The organism is Escherichia sp. HH091_1A (genome assembly GCF_030295175.1).
Classification (GTDB): domain Bacteria; phylum Pseudomonadota; class Gammaproteobacteria; order Enterobacterales; family Enterobacteriaceae; genus Escherichia; species Escherichia coli_F.
Window position 1 is genome coordinate 780,446 of record NZ_AP025747.1, and the last position, 20,618, is coordinate 801,063.

General features: G+C 51.8%; 17 protein-coding genes and 7 tRNA genes. 3 read left to right on the plus strand and 21 right to left on the minus strand.

Features of this window, described 5'->3' with window-relative positions; all coding sequences use genetic code 11:
- Nucleotides 1-47: 47 nt before the first annotated feature.
- The 9 genes from gltL to miaB form a co-directional block, all read right to left on the minus strand.
- Nucleotides 48-773 carry a glutamate/aspartate ABC transporter ATP-binding protein GltL gene (gene gltL, locus QUF14_RS03560; protein ID WP_000631384.1) on the minus strand — a complete coding sequence of 242 codons (726 nt, stop codon included), beginning with the start codon at nucleotides 771-773 and terminating at the stop codon, nucleotides 48-50.
- Nucleotides 773-1,447 (minus strand): glutamate/aspartate ABC transporter permease GltK, encoded by a 675-nt coding sequence (gltK, locus tag QUF14_RS03565; protein ID WP_000272807.1) that lies wholly within the window; start codon nucleotides 1,445-1,447, stop codon nucleotides 773-775. Before gltK ends, gltL begins: the two co-directional genes overlap by 1 nt.
- A complete protein-coding gene (gltJ, locus tag QUF14_RS03570) occupies nucleotides 1,447-2,187 on the minus strand; it encodes a glutamate/aspartate ABC transporter permease GltJ (protein ID WP_000020941.1) in 741 nt (246 codons plus the stop codon). Before gltJ ends, gltK begins: the two co-directional genes overlap by 1 nt.
- A 169-nt stretch (nucleotides 2,188-2,356) precedes the next feature.
- Nucleotides 2,357-3,265 (minus strand): glutamate/aspartate ABC transporter substrate-binding protein GltI, encoded by a 909-nt coding sequence (gltI, locus tag QUF14_RS03575; RefSeq protein ID WP_001309342.1) that lies wholly within the window; start codon nucleotides 3,263-3,265, stop codon nucleotides 2,357-2,359.
- Between the two features lie 396 nt (nucleotides 3,266-3,661).
- Nucleotides 3,662-5,200 carry an apolipoprotein N-acyltransferase gene (gene lnt / locus QUF14_RS03580; protein WP_000853067.1) on the minus strand — a complete coding sequence of 513 codons (1,539 nt, stop codon included), beginning with the start codon at nucleotides 5,198-5,200 and terminating at the stop codon, nucleotides 3,662-3,664.
- Between the two features lie 24 nt (nucleotides 5,201-5,224).
- The gene (gene corC / locus QUF14_RS03585; protein ID WP_001278605.1) at nucleotides 5,225-6,103 is read right to left on the minus strand and encodes a CNNM family magnesium/cobalt transport protein CorC; all 879 of its coding nucleotides are present in this window, start codon (nucleotides 6,101-6,103) and stop codon (nucleotides 5,225-5,227) included.
- 89 nt (nucleotides 6,104-6,192) lie between these two features.
- Nucleotides 6,193-6,660, minus strand: a complete 468-nt coding sequence (gene ybeY / locus QUF14_RS03590; RefSeq protein ID WP_000084469.1) for an rRNA maturation RNase YbeY — start codon at nucleotides 6,658-6,660, stop codon at nucleotides 6,193-6,195.
- Nucleotides 6,657-7,697 (minus strand): PhoH family protein, encoded by a 1,041-nt coding sequence (locus tag QUF14_RS03595; RefSeq protein ID WP_001018040.1) that lies wholly within the window; start codon nucleotides 7,695-7,697, stop codon nucleotides 6,657-6,659. Before QUF14_RS03595 ends, ybeY begins: the two co-directional genes overlap by 4 nt.
- A gap of 152 nt (nucleotides 7,698-7,849) precedes the next feature.
- On the minus strand, nucleotides 7,850-9,274 hold the full coding sequence (gene miaB, locus QUF14_RS03600; RefSeq protein ID WP_000162740.1) for a tRNA (N6-isopentenyl adenosine(37)-C2)-methylthiotransferase MiaB: 1,425 nt from the start codon (nucleotides 9,272-9,274) through the stop codon (nucleotides 7,850-7,852).
- A gap of 145 nt (nucleotides 9,275-9,419) precedes the next feature.
- On the opposite strand from miaB, the gene ubiF reads away from it, so the two are divergent.
- On the plus strand, nucleotides 9,420-10,595 hold the full coding sequence (gene ubiF, locus QUF14_RS03605) for a 3-demethoxyubiquinol 3-hydroxylase (protein ID WP_000184586.1): 1,176 nt from the start codon (nucleotides 9,420-9,422) through the stop codon (nucleotides 10,593-10,595).
- A 153-nt stretch (nucleotides 10,596-10,748) separates the two neighbouring features.
- Here ubiF and QUF14_RS03610 read toward each other — a convergent pair.
- From QUF14_RS03610 to QUF14_RS03640, 7 genes are all read right to left on the minus strand, one after another.
- Nucleotides 10,749-10,823 (minus strand) — tRNA-Gln (locus QUF14_RS03610).
- 37 nt (nucleotides 10,824-10,860) lie between these two features.
- Nucleotides 10,861-10,935, minus strand: a tRNA-Gln gene (locus QUF14_RS03615).
- A gap of 48 nt (nucleotides 10,936-10,983) precedes the next feature.
- Nucleotides 10,984-11,060 (minus strand) — tRNA-Met (locus QUF14_RS03620).
- A 15-nt stretch (nucleotides 11,061-11,075) separates the two neighbouring features.
- A tRNA-Gln gene (locus tag QUF14_RS03625) sits at nucleotides 11,076-11,150 on the minus strand.
- Nucleotides 11,151-11,184: 34 nt separating this feature from the next.
- Nucleotides 11,185-11,259, minus strand: a tRNA-Gln gene (locus QUF14_RS03630).
- Between the two features lie 23 nt (nucleotides 11,260-11,282).
- Nucleotides 11,283-11,367 (minus strand) — tRNA-Leu (locus QUF14_RS03635).
- 8 nt (nucleotides 11,368-11,375) lie between these two features.
- A tRNA-Met gene (locus QUF14_RS03640) sits at nucleotides 11,376-11,452 on the minus strand.
- 331 nt (nucleotides 11,453-11,783) lie between these two features.
- Here QUF14_RS03640 and QUF14_RS03645 point away from each other — a divergent pair.
- Nucleotides 11,784-12,221 (plus strand): hypothetical protein, encoded by a 438-nt coding sequence (locus QUF14_RS03645; RefSeq protein ID WP_000943486.1) that lies wholly within the window; start codon nucleotides 11,784-11,786, stop codon nucleotides 12,219-12,221.
- A 41-nt stretch (nucleotides 12,222-12,262) separates the two neighbouring features.
- On the opposite strand, the gene asnB is transcribed toward QUF14_RS03645, so the two are convergent.
- The 5 genes from asnB to nagB form a co-directional block, all read right to left on the minus strand.
- Nucleotides 12,263-13,927, minus strand: a complete 1,665-nt coding sequence (gene asnB / locus QUF14_RS03650) for an asparagine synthase B (protein ID WP_000337105.1) — start codon at nucleotides 13,925-13,927, stop codon at nucleotides 12,263-12,265.
- Between the two features lie 256 nt (nucleotides 13,928-14,183).
- Nucleotides 14,184-14,936, minus strand: coding sequence for a ribonucleotide monophosphatase NagD (gene nagD / locus QUF14_RS03655; protein WP_000153129.1), 753 nt, complete (start codon nucleotides 14,934-14,936; stop codon nucleotides 14,184-14,186).
- Between the two features lie 47 nt (nucleotides 14,937-14,983).
- Complete coding sequence (gene nagC, locus QUF14_RS03660) at nucleotides 14,984-16,204, minus strand: DNA-binding transcriptional regulator NagC (RefSeq protein WP_000187594.1); 1,221 nt, start codon at nucleotides 16,202-16,204, stop codon at nucleotides 14,984-14,986.
- An 8-nt stretch (nucleotides 16,205-16,212) separates the two neighbouring features.
- The gene (gene nagA / locus QUF14_RS03665; protein WP_000271153.1) at nucleotides 16,213-17,361 is read right to left on the minus strand and encodes an N-acetylglucosamine-6-phosphate deacetylase; all 1,149 of its coding nucleotides are present in this window, start codon (nucleotides 17,359-17,361) and stop codon (nucleotides 16,213-16,215) included.
- Nucleotides 17,362-17,420: 59 nt separating this feature from the next.
- Nucleotides 17,421-18,221 carry a glucosamine-6-phosphate deaminase gene (gene nagB / locus QUF14_RS03670; RefSeq protein WP_001237071.1) on the minus strand — a complete coding sequence of 267 codons (801 nt, stop codon included), beginning with the start codon at nucleotides 18,219-18,221 and terminating at the stop codon, nucleotides 17,421-17,423.
- A gap of 332 nt (nucleotides 18,222-18,553) precedes the next feature.
- Between nagB and nagE the strand changes: the two genes are divergently transcribed.
- A complete protein-coding gene (nagE, locus tag QUF14_RS03675; RefSeq protein WP_001023131.1) occupies nucleotides 18,554-20,500 on the plus strand; it encodes a PTS N-acetyl glucosamine transporter subunit IIABC in 1,947 nt (648 codons plus the stop codon).
- Nucleotides 20,501-20,618 lie beyond the last annotated feature (118 nt).

A 20,618-nucleotide genomic window follows, 5' to 3' on the forward strand; every position in this document is an offset into this window, starting at 1 on the left:
CGAGAAAGCGTGAGATGGCGCGCACTTGGGTATGCGCGCCAGAGTGATTAATGCAGGATTTTCGCGAGGAAGTCTTTTGCGCGGTCCGATTTCGGATCATCGAAGAAAGCGTCTTTCGGCGAGTCTTCGACAATTTTACCCTCGTCCATAAAGATCACCCGATTCGCCACTTTACGGGCAAAGCCCATTTCGTGGGTCACCACCATCATGGTCATTCCTTCGTTCGCCAGTTCCACCATCACGTCCAGCACTTCGTTGATCATCTCCGGATCCAGCGCTGATGTCGGTTCGTCGAACAGCATCGCAATAGGGTCCATGCACAATGCGCGAGCGATTGCCACACGCTGCTGTTGACCGCCGGAAAGCTGCGCTGGAAATTTATTGGCATGTGCGGAAAGTCCTACGCGCTCCAGTAATTTCAGGGCTTTTTCACGAGCGGGCGCTTTATCGCGTTTAAGCACTTTTACCTGCGCCAGGGTCAGGTTTTCAATAATCGACAAATGAGGGAACAGCTCGAAATGCTGGAACACCATCCCGACGCGGGAACGCAGCTTTGCCAGATCGGTTTTCTTATCATTAACCACGATGCCATCGACGGTGATTTCACCTTGCTGCACCGGTTCGAGGCCGTTGACGGTTTTAATCAGTGTTGATTTGCCGGAGCCTGACGGCCCACAAACCACCACTACTTCACCTTTTTTCACTTCGGTTGAGCAGTCGGTCAGCACCTGAAAGTGACCATACCATTTTGAAACATTTTTCAGGGTAATCATTATGCTGTCCTTCTTTTCAAGTAGCTGACCAACAACGATGCGCTAAGGCTAATAACGAAATAAACAAACCCGGCAAACAGAATCATTTCGACCTGTGTACCATCACGCTCACCAATGGTTGAGGCGGTACGGAAGAAATCGGCCAGAGATAACACATACACCAGCGAGGTATCCTGGAACAGTACGATGCCCTGAGTGAGCAGCAGCGGCACCATCGCGCGGAACGCCTGCGGCAGAATAATCAGTTTCATCGACTGCCAGTGAGTCATCCCCAACGCCAGCGCGGCGCTCGACTGCCCACGGGAAATACTTTGAATACCGGCACGGATAATCTCTGAATAGTAGGCCGCTTCAAACATCGAAAACGCCACCATCGCCGAAATTAAACGGATATCATTTTTTGGCGATAATCCCAGCACGTTTTGCAGAAAACCCGGCACAATCAGGTAAAACCATAGCAAAACCATGACTAACGGGATCGAACGGAACACGTTAACGTAGGCTTTGGCAAACCAGGCAATCGGCGCAAAGCTGGACAAGCGCATCACTGCCAGCATCGTACCCCACAAAATACCAATGACCACCGCCGTGATGGTGATTTTCAGGGTGATCACCAGCCCGTCGAGCAGATATGGCAGGGAAGGAACAATGGAACTCCAGTCAAACTCGTACATTATTTGCCCCCCATGTTGCCGGGCAGGCGAACTTTACGTTCAACCAGCGTCATCACCAGCATGATAAAAGCGTTAATCAACACATACGCCAGCGTAATGGCGGTAAATGACTCCCAGGCGTGGGCCGAGTAGTCGAGCAATTTACCGGCCTGCGCCGCCATATCCACCAGACCGATGGTCGAGGCGATGGCGGAGTTTTTCACCAGGTTCATCATCTCAGAGGTCATTGGCGGGACGATAACGCGATAAGCGTTAGGCAACAGTACGTAGCGGTAAGCCTGCGGTAGCGTCAGACCCATTGCCAGCGCGGCATTCTTTTGCCCACGCGGCAACGACTGAATCGCGGCGCGTACTTGTTCGCAAACACGAGCTGCAGTAAACAGTCCCAGACAGAGCATGGAGGAGAGGAAAAACTGAATATTGGGGTCTAGTTCTGCCTTAAACCACATGCCGATTTTTTCCGGCAACAGTTCAGGGATAACCAGATACCAGGTAAAGAATTGCACAATCAACGGCACGTTGCGGAACAGTTCGACATACAACGTACCCAGACCGGAGAGAAAACGGTTTGGAACGGTACGTAAAATGCCGAAAAATGAACCGACGAGGAAAGCGATAATCCAGGCGCAGATCGACAAAGCAATCGTCACCTGAAAACCACTCCAGATCCAACCAAGATAGGTGGTGTTGCCGAACGGGGCTTGTTGTAAAAAAATACCCCAGTTCCAGTCTATAGACATAAATCTACTCCAGAAAAAAGAGGGTAGCAGCGTTAACTGCTACCCTCGAAGATTGTTACCCAGCGTATTGCGGTTTTCAGGCCCGATGGGGAACGACCATCAGGCGTATAGTCTGTCCGTGCTACGTAACAATCGAGAGGGCTGGAATTTCCGCCCCTGGTTCTTGTAATTAGTTCAGTGCCTTGTCATTCGGTTCTTTGAACAGTGCTTTCATTTCGTCCGACAGTTCGAAATTCATGTTCAGGTTTTTCGGCGGAATTGGATTTTTGAACCACTTATCAAACCATTTTTCCGCTTCACCGGAGGTCTGCACCTGAGCGATAGTGTCATCCATCAGCTTTTTGAACTGCGGATCGTCTTTACGCAACATGCAACCGTAGGCTTCCTGAGACTGCGGCTTGCCGACGATTTCCCAGTTGTCTGGTTTCTTCGCTTTCGCTCGCTCACCGGCTAACAGAGCGTCATCCATCATAAAGGCAACGGCACGACCGCTTTCCAGGGTGCGGAAAGAGTCACCGTGATCTTTGGCGCTGATGATGCGCATATTCATTTTTTGCTCTTCATTCAGTTTGTTGAGCAAAACTTCAGAGGTAGTGCCGGAAGTAACGACTACGGCTTTGTCTTTCAGGTCGGCAAAATCTTTGATATCGCCGCCTTTTTTGGTCAGCAGGCGCGTACCGACCACGAAAATAGTGTCAGAGAAAGCCGCCTGTTTTTGGCGTTCGACATTGTTGGTGGTAGAACCACATTCAAAATCGAAAGTGCCGTTTTGCAGCAGCGGAATACGGTTTTGTGAGGTGATCGGAATCAATTTCACCTGCAAGTCCGGTTTGTTGAGTTTCTTTTTCACTGCTTCAACAATGGCGTTGGAGTAATCCTGCGAGTAACCCACCACTTTTTGCTGATTGTCGTAATAAGAGAAAGGTACTGAAGATTCACGGTGACCGACGACAATCACACCGTTTTTGGCGATTTTGTCCAGCGTACTGCCCGCTGCCGGGGCGGCGTCATCTGCCTGTGCCAGGCCTGCGGAAAGCGCCAGGGCCAGGATTGCTGTGGCAGGTTTACGTAATTGCATATCCAACTCCTTTATCTTCTGCGTTAAGAACGCATGGATACCCGTTGTGAGTGTTTGTGTTGTTATCATCTGCAACTTTATTGTGCAGTGTTGTGTTTGTTAGGTAACATTTAGTTTGGCTAAATGTAAAGATATTGATGTTTTATTGTTTGTTTTTGCGAGATGCGCCGCACCATTCCGAAGCAAAACTCTTAAAATGCACTCTTTTGGTGCTACCGGTGGATTGCTATGGTGCAACCGGGTTGTACTGACGCGGGTTCAAGCTTTGCCTTGTATAACAAAGCAATAGATGTGCCAAAGTTGGATAGGGGAATTTTGTCATCCGGATAACGCACTGATACCACATCCGGCGAGCGTGCCGAAATACGGGATGTATTCCGGCACGATAAGAAGGGATTATTTACGTCGTTGACGCAGACTCATCAACACAGCGGCAAAACCAAACAGTGCCGTCAGCACCCACAGCGGCCAGTTGCCGGTACGTGCGTACGGTGTGAGTCCGGTGGTCGGCGTCACATTAGTGGTTAACACTTCGCGGGTGAATTGCGGGATCATCGCCTGAATCTCACCCTGCGGGCCAATCACCGCCGTAATGCCGTTGTTGGTGCTACGCAGCAGCGGGCGCGCCAGCTCCAGCGCACGCATTCGCGCCATCTGAAAGTGCTGCCATGGGCCAATAGACTTACCAAACCACGCATCGTTGGAGATAGTCAGCAGATAGTCGGTATCCGGGCGGAAGTTATCGCGCACTTGCTCGCCGAGAATGATCTCGTAGCAAATAGCCGCAGTAAGCTCAATACCATTTACCGACAGCGGTGGTTGGATATATGGTCCACGGCTGAATGACGACATCGGCAGATCAAAGAACGGTGCTAACGGACGCAGAATCGACTCCAGCGGGACAAACTCGCCAAACGGTACCAGATGGTTTTTGTTATAGCGATCGGCTGATTCGTAGCTATACGGTGCACCTTTACCCAGCGTGATGATGGTGTTGTAGGTATCGTAGCGATTCTGCTTATTGAGACGCGCGTCGACAATCCCGGTGACCAGCGAGCTACCTTTATCACGCAACTCACCGTCCAGTGCTTTGAGGAACGGCTGCTGATTAATTTCCAGGTCGGTTATCGCCGACTCCGGCCAGATAATCAGCGATGATTTGCCCATCAGCGGTGCCGTTGCGTTGTAGTAAATCTTCAGCGTATTGAGAAGCTGGCCTTCATCCCACTTCAGCGATTGCGGAATGTCGCCCTGAACCATCGAAACCTGAATGGTTTTCTCCGGTTGCGGGGTGAACCACTGGATGTAACGCAGCGGGAAGGGAAGGGCGAACAGCACGACGGCCACCACCAGCGGACGCCAGTTGCGTTTGACCAACGCCAGTGCCAGCAGGCCGCTTACCATCATCAGCAGGAAGTTAATGGCTTCCACGCCCATTATCGGTGCCAGTCCTTTTAACGGACCGTCAATCTGGCTATAGCCGAACTGCAACCACGGGAAGCCAGTCAGCACCCAACCGCGCAGAAACTCGGTCACTTGCCAGAGAGCAGGGGCGGCAATCGCCACGCGCAGCCAGGTGGTTTTCGGCCACAGACGCGACAGTACGCCAGCAAACAGTCCGGTATACAGCGACAAATACGCCGCCAGCAGCACCACCAAGAAGATGTTAACCGGGCCAGGCATTCCGCCAAAGGTCGCGATGCTGACATAGACCCAGTTAATACCGCTGCCAAACAGGCCAAATCCCCAGCAAAAGCCAATAGTGGCAGACTGGAGTGGACGGCGGTTAAAGGTCAGCGCCTGAAGCCCCATCAGCGAAATAATCGCCGCAGGCCAGACATCGTAAGGAGAGAAGGCCAGCGTTCCGCAGGCACCGAATAATAACGCCAGCAGCAGGCGAATGCGCTGGCGTTCAATTAATGAGGCAAAAGCCATGTAGTTATCTATCCAGTTTCGGTTTTATTCATCCAGCTTTGGCTGGGGTGAGTCATCCGGGATTTTGACATGAACCTGAATAATACGCCGACTGTCGGCCATCGCCACTTTGAACTGGTAACCGTCGATGTCGATGGTTTCGCCACGCGCCGGGAGATGCCCAAATGCCTGCATCACCAGACCTCCGATGGTGTCGACTTCTTCATCGCTAAAGTGGGTGCCGAAGGCTTCGTTGAAATCTTCGATGGAAGCCAGTGCGCGCACGGTCCAGGTATGACGACTCAGCTGACGGAAGTCGATATCATCTTCTTCGTCATACTCGTCTTCAATCTCACCAACAATCAGTTCCAGGATATCTTCAATGGTCACCAGACCGGAAACCCCACCGAATTCGTCAATGACGATCGCCATGTGGTAACGCTGAGAGCGAAACTCTTTCAGCATCCGGTCTACGCGCTTACTTTCAGGAACGACAACCGCCTGACGTAACACTTTGTCCATGCTGAAGGCTTCAGCATCGCTGCGCATAAACGGCAGCAAGTCTTTCGCCATCAGAATCCCTTCAATGTGATCTTTGTCTTCGCTAATCACCGGGAAACGTGAGTGGGCGGACTCGATGATGACATCAAGGCATTCGTCCAGCGTCTGGTTGCGTTTCAGGGTAATCATCTGGGAGCGGGGGATCATGATGTCGCGAACGCGTTGGTCTGCGATGTCCATCACCCCTTCGAGCATATCGCGCGTATCTTCGTCGATAAGGTCGTTCTGCCCGGAATCACGGATCAGCGCCAGCAGTTCGTCACGGTTTTTCGGTTCACCGTGGAAAAGTTGGCTGAGTAACAGGGAGAAAAATCCCTTCTTGTTGCTTATCGTGTCACTACTGTGTGAATTGTCGTCGCTCATGGCGTCGTATGGGTTCTCATGTTAGTTAATCAAAACGCCGTCGTTAATCACCAACGGCGGGGACGTCTGCCAGTCAAATGCCTGGCAAATTATTCTTTCTCGGCAATGTACGGATCCTCATAGCCCAGAGCAAGCATAATCTCTGTTTCGAGGGCTTCCATTTCTTCTGCTTCGTCATCTTCGATGTGATCGTAACCTAACAAATGCAGACTGCCGTGCACCACCATATGCGCCCAGTGCGCTTCCAGTGGTTTGCCTTGCTCCTGTGCTTCCTTTTCAACCACCTGACGGCAGATAACCAGATCGCCCAGCAGCGACATCTCCATGCCAGGCGGTACTTCAAACGGGAAGGAGAGCACGTTGGTCGGCTTATCCTTACCGCGATAGGTCAGATTGAGACTGTGGCTTTCGGCGGTATCGACCACGCGAATCGTCACTTCCGATTCTTCCTGAAACTGCGGGATCACCGCATTCAGCCATGTCTGAAACTGGCTCTCTTCCGGTAACCCGGAATTATCTTCACATGCCAGTTGTAAATCGAGGATCACCTGACTCATTTTTGTTCCTGTTCTTCGCGCTTGCGTTCTGCTGCCAGCGCCGCTTTTCGTTTTTGTTCGGCTTCTTCCCAGGCTTCATAAGCGTTAACGATACGCGCTACCACCGGGTGACGAACCACGTCTTCGCTGTGGAAGAAGTTAAAGCTGATCTCTTCGACATCGGCTAACACCTCGATAGCGTGACGTAAACCTGATTTAGTATTACGCGGTAAGTCGATCTGCGTGACATCGCCGGTAATAACTGCTTTTGAGTTAAAACCGATACGAGTCAGGAACATCTTCATCTGTTCGATGGTGGTGTTCTGGCTCTCATCAAGAATGATAAACGCGTCGTTCAGCGTACGGCCACGCATATAGGCCAGTGGCGCGACTTCAATAACGTTGCGCTCAATCAGCTTCTCGACTTTCTCAAAGCCCAACATTTCAAACAGCGCGTCATACAGCGGGCGCAGATACGGGTCCACTTTCTGGCTTAAATCGCCAGGCAGGAAGCCCAGTTTCTCACCGGCTTCTACCGCCGGACGAGTCAGCAGAATACGGCGAATTTCCTGACGCTCCAGGGCATCAACTGCCGCAGCCACTGCCAGGTAGGTTTTACCCGTACCCGCCGGGCCAACGCCGAAGGTAATGTCATGGTCGAGAATATTGGCGATGTACTGCGCCTGGTTTGGCGTGCGCGGTTTAATTACACCGCGTTTGGTCTTGATATTGACCGCTTTGCCATACTCCGGCACGCTCTCCGCACTTTGTTCCAGCACGCGCGCTTCTTTAATCGCAAGGTGGATCTGTTCCGGCTCGATATCCTGAATCTGACCGCGCATCGGGGCAGTATCGACATACAGGCTACGCAGAATGTCTGCCGCAGCGGTGACGCAAATCGGACGGCCGGTCAGTTTAAAATGATTATCGCGGCGATTGATTTCGATGCCGAGACGGCGTTCGAGTTGTTTGATGTTGTCATCAAACGGGCCGCACAGGCTCAACAGACGTGCGTTGTCTGCTGGCTCCAGAGTGATTTCGCGAGTGTCTATGTTCAAACCGTTCCTCTTATCTGTATGCCGCCGGAAGCTGAACATTCACCGGCCTATAAGGAAATTATTCACGCCACAGGAAAAAGGCGCAAGCATTGCGATAAAGATGGGGATAAAGAGAGAAAAAACAAGGCCCACCGGAACGGCGGGCCTGAGAATTACGGCTGATAATAACCCACGCCCAGGTCATTTTCTTTGCGGGTACGGGCAATCACCGATTCCGGTGTTTCTGCCACGCGCAGACCCATTTCATCTTCAGTTCGCACCACTTTACCGCGCAGAGAGTTCGGATAGACGTCGGTAATTTCTACATCGACGAATTTACCGATCATATCCGGCGTGCCTTCGAAGTTAACCACGCGGTTATTTTCAGTACGACCGGAAAGCTCCATGATGCTCTTACGCGATGTACCTTCTACCAGAATACGCTGGGTGGTGCCGAGCATACGGCGGCTCCATGCCATCGCTTGCTGATTAATGCGCTCTTGCAGAATATACAGACGCTGCTTCTTCTCTTCTTCCGGAACATCATCAACCATATCGGCGGCTGGTGTACCCGGACGAGCGGAGAAGATAAAGCTGTAGCTCATGTCGAAATTGACGTCGGCAATCAGCTTCATCGTTTTTTCGAAGTCTTCGGTGGTTTCGCCCGGGAAGCCGACAATGAAGTCAGAACTGATCTGAATATCAGGACGCGCCGCACGCAATTTACGGATGATCGCTTTGTACTCCAGCGCCGTGTGGGTACGTCCCATCAGGTTTAGAATGCGATCGGAACCGCTCTGAACCGGCAGATGCAGGAAGCTCACCAGCTCCGGCGTGTCGCGGTACACTTCGATGATATCGTCGGTGAATTCGATCGGATGGCTGGTGGTAAAGCGAATACGATCGATCCCGTCGATCGCCGCAACCAGACGCAGCAGATCGGCAAACGATCCGGTGGTGCCGTCGTAGTTCTCACCACGCCAGGCGTTCACGTTCTGACCGAGCAGGTTGACTTCACGCACGCCCTGAGCCGCAAGCTGGGCAATCTCAAACAGAATATCGTCGGAAGGACGGCTTACCTCTTCACCACGGGTGTAAGGCACCACACAGTAGGTGCAATATTTATTGCAGCCTTCCATGATGGAGACAAACGCGGTTGGTCCTTCGGCACGCGGTTCCGGCAGACGGTCAAACTTCTCGATTTCCGGGAAGCTGATATCTACAACCGGGCTGCGGTCGCCGCGTACGGAGTTGATCATCTCCGGCAGACGGTGCAGTGTTTGCGGCCCAAAAATAATATCAACATAGTGGGCGCGCTGGCGAATGTGCTCGCCTTCTTGCGATGCCACGCAGCCGCCGACGCCGATAATCAGGTCTGGATTCTTCTCTTTTAACAGTTTCCAGCGACCCAACTGATGGAAGACTTTTTCCTGAGCCTTCTCGCGGATTGAGCAGGTGTTCAGCAGCAGCACATCCGCTTCTTCCGCCACGTCGGTCAGTTGATAGCCGTGGGTGGCATCCAGCAGATCGGCCATCTTCGATGAATCGTACTCGTTCATCTGACAGCCCCAGGTTTTAATATGGAGTTTTTTGGTCATCGACTTGCTCTTGCGAAATAGTAGCCAGGAATGCAGGGCGCATAGTGTAATGCTTTGCTGCCGTTGTGACCAGTATGAGCGTTATCAGCCCTTGGGGGTAAAAATCCTGTAAACTTAAAGCATATTGCTAACAGGATGATTGACCATGACAAATCAACCAACGGAAATTGCCATTGTCGGCGGAGGAATGGTCGGCGGCGCACTGGCGCTGGGACTGGCACAGCACGGATTTTCGGTAACGGTAATCGAGCACGCAGAACCTGCGCCGTTTGTCGCTGACAGCCAGCCGGATGTGCGGATCTCGGCGATTAGTGCGGCTTCGGTATCATTGCTTAAAGGTTTAGGCGTCTGGGACGCGGTACAGGCCATGCGTTGCCATCCTTATCGCAGACTGGAAACGTGGGAGTGGGAAACGGCGCATGTGGTGTTTGATGCAGCCGAATTGAAGCTGCCGTTGCTTGGCTATATGGTGGAAAACACTGTCCTGCAACAGGCGCTGTGGCAGGCGCTGGAGGCGCATCCGAAAGTAACGTTACGTGTGCCAGGCTCACTGATTGCTCTGCATCGCCATAATGATCTTCAGGAACTGGAACTGAAGGGGGGAGAATTGATCCAGGCGAAGCTGGTGATTGGCGCTGACGGTGCAAATTCGCAGGTGCGGCAAATGGCGGGAATTGGCGTTCATGCCTGGCAGTATGCACAGTCGTGTATGTTGATTAGCGTACAGTGTGAGAACGATCCCGGCGACAGCACCTGGCAGCAATTTACCCCGGATGGACCTCGTGCGTTTCTGCCGTTGTTTGATAACTGGGCATCGCTGGTGTGGTATGACTCTCCGGCACGCATTCGCCAGTTGCAGAATATGAATATGGCGCAGCTACAGGCGGAAATCGCGAAGCATTTCCCGTCGCGTCTTGGGTACGTGATGCCACTCGCCGCTGGTGCGTTTCCGCTGACGCGCCGCCATGCGTTGCAGTATGTGCAACCAGGGCTGGCGCTGGTGGGCGATGCGGCGCACACCATTCATCCGCTGGCGGGGCAGGGGGTGAATCTTGGTTATCGCGATGTTGATGCGCTGATTGACGTTCTGGTGAATGCCCGCAGCTACGGTGAAGCGTGGGCCAGTTATCCTGTCCTCAAGCGTTACCAGATGCGGCGTATGGCGGATAACTTCATTATGCAAAGCGGTATGGATCTGTTTTATGCCGGATTCAGCAATAATCTGCCGCCACTGCGTTTTATGCGTAATCTCGGGTTAATGGCGGCGGAGCGTGCTGGCGTATTGAAACGGCAGGCGCTGAAATATGCGTTAGGGTTGTAGCCTTACAACATTGCCGAATGCATGCCAACCGTAGGTCGGATAAGACGCGTCAGCGTCGCATCCGACTTTGAAGAATAAGACGTGTCAACATCGCATTCGACATTGAATATACGCAGAAAAGCAAAAAGCTCGCCGAAGCGAGCTTTTTTAATGTGGCTGGGGTACGAGGATTCGAACCTCGGAATGCCGGAATCAGAATCCGGTGCCTTACCGCTTGGCGATACCCCAACTGGGTGCACTTACAAGGTAAGCGTCTTGAATAAATTGGCTGGGGTACGAGGATTCGAACCTCGGAATGCCGGAATCAGAATCCGGTGCCTTACCGCTTGGCGATACCCCAACAAATTGGTTTGTGAATTTGCCGAACGCATTCGACACATTCAGAATTTGGTGGCTACGACGGGATTCGAACCTGTGACCCCATCATTATGAGTGATGTGCTCTAACCAACTGAGCTACGTAGCCAGATTGTTTCTTCGATGGCTGGGGTACCTGGATTCGAACCAGGGAATGCCGGTATCAAAAACCGGTGCCTTACCGCTTGGCGATACCCCAATAACCGGGCGGTGAACCGCTTACTCGAAGAAGATGGCTGGGGTACCTGGATTCGAACCAGGGAATGCCGGTATCAAAAACCGGTGCCTTACCGCTTGGCGATACCCCATCCGTACAACGCTTTCTGGTGAATGGTGCGGGAGGCGAGACTTGAACTCGCACACCTTGCGGCGCCAGAACCTAAATCTGGTGCGTCTACCAATTTCGCCACTCCCGCAAAAAAGATGGTGGCTACGACGGGATTCGAACCTGTGACCCCATCATTATGAGTGATGTGCTCTAACCAACTGAGCTACGTAGCCATCTTTTTTTCGCGATACCTTATCGGCGTTGCGGGGCGCATTATGCGTATAGAGCCTTGCAGCGTCAACCTCTTTTTCAAGGAAAATTGCTCGAAAGTGACTGTTTGGTTAGGTTGCGAACAGCGTGGCGCTATATTCGTCAATTATTGTTTACTTTGTGTTTTTTTCCCACCCTACAGCCATTCTTTTGTCATACAGGATGAAATTCGGAATTCAACAATAGTGGTAGGAAATTAATCTATGAAATACTGGCCCGTTGCAACAGGACAGGGCAGGGATCGCTACGCCTGCATCTCTGCTACCACTTCAGGCGATTTATTGAGGGAATACTATGCTGCGTTTTATGACGGCGCTGATGGGTGCGTTATTACTTATGCAATCTGCGTTTGCCGATACGGTCAAACCGGAAATCGGTAAATATGTTTTTGGCTATCGTGGGCAGGAAGGCGCTGTGGTGTGGATGATGCGGATAGGGCCGAAAGCCTCTAATGAAGCCCTCATTCAGGTATCGCATGTTGATAATGACATCGATGGCCAGATTTTTCGCTGTAAAGTGAAAGCATTACAGGAAGGTGAAAAATCCTATACCGCCGTAATTAAGGGCAAATCTTTTGAGTTATTACGCCTGAAAGAGGGGAATGGCAGCCTGCATATTCCGGATGAGCAGGCGACCTGGTCGGTGGCCTACAGTGATGAGTTGTCAAACAGTGATGTGGCAAACCCGGAACATTTCCTTACTGCATATCAGAATCAACAAGCAGCTCAATAACTGAAACAGCCCCGGATTTCTCCGGGGCAGTACCGCATTTCTTACTTATACGCCGACTGGTGAACACCAACCGCACGACCAGACGGATCGTCCATTTTCTTGAACGCCTCATCCCACTCAATCGCTTTAGCGGAAGAACACGCGACGGAAGGACCGCCCGGTACGCACTCTGCGGCGCTCGAAAGCGGGAACAGTTCTTCAAAGATCTCCCGGTACAGATACGCTTCTTTGGACGTCGGCGTGTTGTACGGGAAGCGGAAGCGGGCAGTTTCCAGCTGTTGATCAGAAACCTGCTGCGCCGCCACTTCTTTCAGGGTATCGATCCAACTGTAACCGACGCCATCGGAGAACTGCTCTTTCTGCCGCCAGGCCACGCTTGCAGGCAGATACGCTTCAAAACATTCACGCAGGATGTGTTTTTCCATTTTGCCGTTACCGCACATTTTATCCTGTGGGTTAATGCGCATCGCCACATCAAGGAATTTTTTGTCGAGGAACGGAACGCGTGCTTCCACGCCCCAGGCTGACATCGCTTTGTTGGCACGCGCGCAGTCATACATATGCAGGGCCAGCAGTTTACGCACCGTCTCTTCATGCAGTTCTTTGGCATTCGGTGCTTTGTGGAAGTAAAGATAACCGCCGAACACTTCATCAGAACCTTCACCGGACAGCACCATTTTAATGCCCATCGCCTTGATCTTACGCGACATTAAATACATCGGTGTTGAAGCGCGAATAGTGGTCACATCATAGGTTTCAATGTGGTAAATCACGTCGCGGATGGCGTCCAGACCTTCCTGTACAGTGAAGTGAATTTCATGATGCACAGTGCCCAGATGGTTTGCCACTTCCTGGGCTGCCTTCAGATCCGGTGAACCCGGCAGACCTACAGCAAAGGAGTGCAGCTGCGGCCACCAGGCTTCAGAGCGTTCCTGATCTTCCACGCGACGGGCGGCGTATTTCTTGGTGATCGCGGAAATAATTGAGGAATCCAGACCACCAGAAAGCAGCACACCGTAAGGCACATCAGACATCAGATGGCTTTTAACGGAATCTTCCAGTGCCTGACGCAGCTCGTTTTTGTCGGTCACGTTATCTTTCACCGCATCGTAGTCGAACCAGTCGCGGTGATAATAAGAACGGATTTCGCCGTCCTGACTCCACAAATAGCTCCCCGCCGGGAACTCTTTAATCGTGCGGCATACCGGCACCAGGGCTTTCATTTCTGAGGCCACATACAGCTGACCATGTTCGTCATAGCCCATATACAGTGGGATGATCCCCAGATGGTCGCGACCAATCAGATACGCATCTTTTTCGCTGTCGTACAGGGCAAAAGCGAACATGCCCTGCAAATCGTCGAGAAATTCCGGCCCTTTTTCCTGATACAGCGCGAGGATCACTTCACAGTCAGACCCGGTCTGGAACTGGTAACGATCGCCATATTCAGCGCGCAATGCCTGGTGGTTGTAGATTTCACCGTTTACTGCCAGCACATGAGTTTTTTGTTGGTTGTAGAGAGGTTGCGCCCCCGCGTTAACGTCAACAATGGACAGACGTTCGTGGGTGAGAATGGCGTTATCGCTGGCATAAATACCGGACCAGTCCGGGCCACGATGACGCATCAGGCGTGACAGCTCGAGTGCTTTCTTACGCAGCTCAACTGCGTCTGTTTTGATATCGAATACGCCAAAAATTGAACACATAACCTTCTCCGTTAACCTGGTGTTTGTTGCTTATTGTGTTTGCTTGTTTAAAAAAATGCCGCAAAGCAGCACTATGCGCAAGCGATTTGGCAGGGGGAAAATAAAAAACGTAATGGTGATTGCTGATTGATGAAAAAGAGGAGGGTTTGGAGGTGTATTTATTGATGAATCGATATTTTTTGGCGGGTTTTATTGAATGGGCGAATTTTAATGATGGGTAAAAATAAGAAACCACGCCCTGAGGCGTGGTTGCTATTCAGATAACGTCGATTTCAGCGACCGATGGGTAAATCCAGCTCGGGCGGAACGGCATACTGTCGATATCGTCGAGCGACGAAACACCGGACAGTACAAGAATCGTCTCCAGACCGGCCTGGAAGCCCGCCAGAATGTCGGTACGCAGATTATCACCGACAATCACCGTTTCTTCCGAATGCGCCTGCATTTTGTTTAATGCCGCGCGGATGATCCATGGGCTGGGCTTACCGACATAGAACGGTTTACGTCCGGAGATTTTCTCGATCCCCGCGCACAACGCGCCGCAGGCTGGATAAAAACCGCGTCCGTGAGTATCCGGATTGGTGGCGATAAAGCGTGCACCGTTAGCGACGAAATAGGCTGCTTTATGCATCATGTCCCAGTTGTAGGAACGCGTTTCGCCAACAATCACAAAATCAGGGTTCACATCGGTAATAGTGAAACCGGCTTTGTACAGTTCATGAATCAGTGCGCCTTCGCCCACCACATACGCTTTCTTGCCTTCCTGGCGACGCAGGAAATCGGCGGTCGCCATCGCGGAGGTATAAAACACGCTGTCCGGCACATCTACACCCGCAGTGGCAAAGCGGTTCGCCAGATCCTGCCCGGTCTGCGAAGGATAGTTGGTCAGCAACACCAGCGGCAGGCCTTTATCCATAATCCCGTGCAAAAATTCCGCTGCACCCGGTACGGCGACGTTATCGTGCATCAGCACGCCGTCGATATCGCAAATTACATTTTTAATGGTCATGGACTACCCAGAATATTGACAACAATAAGCGCCACTATAAAAGCACATTAATTTTCCAGCAAATGCTGGAGCAAAATACCGTTGAGCATGGCGCGTTTTACCAGCGCAAAAGCGCCGATTGCCGAGCGGTGATCCAGCTCAGAACGTACCACCGGCAGATTAGTACGAAACGCCTTCAGCGCCTGGGTATTAATGCAGCTTTCAATAGCAGGGAGCAGCACTTTATCGGCTTCGGTGATTTCACCGGCAATAACAATTTTTTGCGGATTAAATAAGTTGATAGCAATGGCGATGGTTTTGCCCAGATGACGACCGACATACTCAATCACTTCCGACGCCAGGCTATCGCCTTTGTTCGCGGCTTTGCAGATAGTTTTGATGGTGCAGTCGTCCAGTGGCACACGGCTCTGGTAGCCCTGCTTTAACAGATTCAACACCCGTTGTTCAATGGCAGCGTTGGCGGCGATAGTTTCCAGGCAGCCAAAGTTGCCGCAGTGGCAGCGTTCACCCAGCGGTTCGACCTGAATATGGCCAATTTCACCGACGTTGCCGTTGCGCCCGATAAAAATGCGCCCGTTAGAGATAATCCCTGCCCCGGTTCCGCGATGCACACGCACCAGAATGGAGTCTTCGCAATCCTGGCTTGCACCGAAGTAGTGCTCTGCCAGTGCCAGACTGCGGATATCGTGGCCGACAAAACAGGTCACTTTAAAACGTTCTTCCAGTGCTTCTACCAGTCCCCAGTTTTCTACCTGAATATGCGGCATGTAATGAATTTTGCCACTGTCCGGGTCAACAAGCCCTGGCAGGATCACGGAAATGGCGATCAGCTCGCGCAGTTTGCGCTGGTAGCTATCAATAAACTGAGCAATGGCATTCAGCAGGGCATGTTCCAGCGTTTGCTGAGTGCGTTCAGGCAACGGGTAATGTTCCTCTGCCAGCACTTTGCTGCTGAGATCAAACAGGGTGATGGTGGCGTCATGACGACCAAGCCGTACGCCGATTGCGTGGAAATTGCGGGTTTCGGTGACAATGGAGATAGCGCGGCGGCCCCCGGTGGAGGCCTGCTGATCAACTTCTTTGATCAGCCCGCGTTCGATAAGCTGACGCGTAATCTTGGTTACGCTGGCGGGGGCAAGCTGGCTTTGCTCGGCAATCTGAATCCGCGAGATTGGCCCATACTGGTCAATCAGGCGATAAACCGCCGCGCTGTTAAGCTGTTTTACGAGATCAACATTACCTATCTGAGCTTGTCCGCCTGGTGTCATACTTTCTCTTATTGAGTTACGACCTCGTTACCGTTAACGATGGTCTTGGTGATTTTAAAATCAGGTGTGAATGCAGTCAGGTTGGCTACTTTACCAGCGGCGAGCGTGCCGAGACGTTTTTCAACGCCAATCGCACGCGCCGGATAGAGCGTCGCCATACGCAGCACTTCATCCAGTGCGATACCGCAATGTTCGACCAGATTACGCACGCCTTCAATCATGGTTAAGGATGAACCGCTTAACGTACCATTCTCATCCACACAAAGTCCGTTACGGTAGTATATTGTTTTACCCGCAAAAATGAACTGTTCAATGTTGGCACCTGCTGGCGCGGTGGCATCGGTAACCAGACACAGTTTGTCGCCTTTCAGACGTTTAGCGTTACGAATGTTGGCGTAATCAACATGCAGGCCATCAGCGATAATACCGCAATAAATGTCGGCTTCGTCGAGGATAGCGCCCGCCAGGCCCGGTTCACGACCGGTAATATACGGCATCGCGTTGTACAGATGGGTGGCAAAGGTAATCCCCGCGCGGAAACCGGCTTTTGCTTCTTTCAACGTCGCGTTGGAGTGACCGGCAGAAACCACAATCCCGGCATTTGCCAGTTTGCTGATCACTTCCGCAGGAACCATTTCTGGTGCCAGGGTCACTTTGGTAATGACGTCGGCGTTCTCACACAGGAAATCGACCAGCGCGGCATCAGGCTTACGCACAAAATTCGGATTATGGGTGCCTTTTTTTACCAGATTCAGCCACGGACCTTCCAGATGCAGACCTAACGCCTGATTCGGATGTTTTGCCAGGTACTCGCGCATTACGCGCACGCCCTGTTTCATCAGTTCATCGCTGGTAGTGATAAGCGTCGGCAGATAGTTGGTGCAGCCCGATTTCTCATTGGCTTTCTGCATGATTTCCAGCGTTTCCACGCTGACCGCCTCTGCGGTATCGTTAAACTGCACGCCGCCACAGCCGTTTAATTGCACATCGATAAAACCGGGGGAGAGAATGGCCCCGTTCAGTGAACGTTGTTCAATCTCTGGCGGCAGTTCCGCTACCGGACAGACGCTTTTAATCAGGCCATCAGCGATTACAACCGCGTGGTCATCAAGAAATTCGTGACCGGTAAAGATCCGGCCCTGGGTTAATGCATACATTCTGACCCCCGATTTAAAAAAATATTGCCCTGAGCAATGCGTCAGGGCAGGGATAATAATTACAGATCTTTGATATTTTCTGCTTCTAACTCATTGAAATATCTTAAAGTCTTAACTTTCAGCTCCATGGTGGAAGGTTCATCGCACACCATGATGGCTTTTGGATGCAGTTGCAGACAGCTGATGGTCCACATGTGGTTCACGCAACCTTCAACGGCGGCTTGCAGCGCCAGTGCTTTCTGGCTGCCCAGCACCAGAATCATTACTTCTTCGGCATCCAACAATGTACCAACACCGACAGTCAGGGCATATTTTGGCACCTGATTGACATCGTTATCAAAGAAACGAGAGTTCGCGACGCGAGTGTCATGAGTCAGGGTTTTGATACGAGTACGAGAAGCCAGAGAAGACGCTGGTTCGTTAAATGCAATATGACCGTCGTTACCTACACCGCCCATAAACAGATGAATTTTTCCGTAAGAACGGATTTTTTCTTCATACTGGCGGCACTCGGCGTCGATATCCGGGGCGTTGCCGTTGAGAAGATTGATGTTTTCTGCTGGAATATCAACGTGATCGAAGAAGTTACGGTGCATAAAGCTGTAGTAGCTTTCCGGATGCTCTTTCGGCAGACCGACATATTCGTCCATGTTGAAGGTGACAACGTGCTTAAAGCTGACCTGGCCTGCTTTATGCATTTCGACTAACGCTTTATAGGTGGTCATCGGCGTGCCGCCAGTCGGCAGGCCCAGAACAAACGGACGATCGGCAGTCGGTTTGAATGCATTGATACGATTGACGATATGGCGAGCAGCCCATTTGCCGACCTGTTCAGCGGTAGTCAGGGGGATCAGTCTCATTATTCACCTCAGTAAGTAAAATGTAAGCCGTTGGCGGATTAGGCATCTTTAAGCGTAACCTGGATTTGCGCAGACAGGCGTCAATCCGACCTGATTTTTTGAATGATAAAATAAGTTTTCTGGTTTAGCCAGTAAAAGGGAGTGATGATAACGATATTTGGTGACAAAACTCACAAAAGACACGCGTTTAATTTGCGATACGAATTAAATTTTCACACACTCTGTAGCAGATGATCTAACAATCTGATTACAGAACATCGGCAGTACAATTTGCAGCAAAATAAAAATACGGCTTTAAACGAGCCAAATAGGGTTCTCGTAGGGGGAATAAGATGAATATTTTAGGTTTTTTCCAGCGACTCGGTAGGGCGTTACAGCTCCCTATCGCGGTGCTGCCGGTGGCGGCACTGTTGCTGCGATTCGGTCAGCCAGATTTACTTAACGTTGCGTTTATTGCCCAGGCGGGCGGTGCGATTTTTGATAACCTCGCATTAATCTTCGCTATCGGTGTGGCATCCAGCTGGTCGAAAGACAGCGCAGGTGCGGCGGCGCTGGCGGGTGCGGTCGGTTACTTTGTGTTAACCAAAGCGATGGTGACCATCAACCCAGAAATTAACATGGGTGTACTGGCGGGTATCATTACCGGTCTGGTCGGTGGTGCTGCCTATAACCGTTGGTCCGATATTAAACTGCCGGACTTCCTGAGCTTCTTCGGTGGCAAACGTTTTGTGCCGATCGCCACCGGCTTCTTCTGCCTGGTGCTGGCGGCCATTTTTGGTTACGTCTGGCCACCGGTACAGCACGCTATCCATGCAGGCGGCGAATGGATCGTTTCTGCGGGCGCGCTGGGTTCCGGTATCTTTGGTTTCATCAACCGTCTGCTGATCCCAACCGGTCTGCATCAGGTGCTGAACACCATCGCCTGGTTCCAGATTGGTGAATTCACCAACGCGGCGGGTACGGTTTTCCACGGCGACATTAACCGCTTCTATGCCGGTGACGGCACCGCGGGGATGTTCATGTCCGGCTTCTTCCCGATTATGATGTTCGGTCTGCCGGGCGCGGCGCTGGCGATGTACTTCGCAGCACCGAAAGAGCGTCGTCCGATGGTTGGCGGTATGCTGCTTTCTGTTGCTGTTACTGCGTTCCTGACCGGTGTGACTGAGCCGCTGGAATTCCTGTTCATGTTCCTTGCACCGCTGCTGTACCTCCTGCACGCACTGCTGACGGGTATCAGCCTGTTTGTGGCAACGCTGCTGGGTATCCATGCTGGCTTCTCCTTCTCTGCGGGGGCTATCGACTACGCGTTGATGTATAACCTGCCGGCCGCCAGCCAGAACGTCTGGATGCTGCTGGTGATGGGGGTTGTGTTCTTCGCTATCTACTTCGTGGTGTTCAGTGTGGTTATCCGCATGTTCAATCTGAAAACGCCGGGTCGCGAAGATAAAGAAGACGAGATCGTTACTGAAGAAGCCAACAGCAATACCGAGGAAGGTCTCAATCAACTGGCGACCAACTATATTGCTGCGGTTGGCGGCACTGACAACCTGAAAGCCATTGACGCCTGTATTACTCGTCTGCGCCTGACGGTGGCTGACTCAGCTCGCGTCAACGATGCGATGTGTAAACGTCTGGGTGCTTCTGGGGTGGTAAAACTGAACAAACAGACTATTCAGGTGATTGTTGGCGCGAAAGCGGAATCCATTGGCGATGCAATGAAGAAAGTCGTTGCCCGTGGTCCGGTAGCAGCCGCCTCTGCTGAAACTGCGCCTGCAACTACCGTGCCTGTAGCAAAACCGCAGGCCGTACCAAACGCGGTGTCTGTCGCGGAGCTGGTATCGCCGATTACCGGTGATGTTGTGGCGCTGGATCAGGTTCCTGACGAAGCATTTGCCAGCAAAGCGGTGGGTGACGGTGTGGCGGTGAAACCGACGGATAAAATCGTCGTATCGCCAGCCGCAGGGACAATCGTGAAAATCTTCAACACCAATCACGCGTTCTGCCTGGAAACCGAAAAAGGCGCTGAGATTGTCGTCCATATGGGTATCGACACCGTAGCGCTGGAAGGCAAAGGCTTTAAACGTCTGGTGGAAGAGGGTGCGCAAGTAAGCGCAGGGCAACCGATTCTGGAAATGGATCTGGATTACCTGAACGCTAACGCCCGTTCGATGATTAGCCCGGTGGTTTGCAGCAATATCGACGATTTCAGCGGCCTTATCATTAAAGCTCAAGGTCATGTTGTGGCGGGTCAAACGCCGCTGTATGAAATCAAAAAGTAATCTGCTTCATGCCTGATGCGACGCATGACGCGTCTTATCAGGCCTTGTATTATCCCTCCTGTGCAGAGAAAATCGGCCAGTTTTCTCTGCCTGCAGTCCGCATGCCGTATCGGGCCTT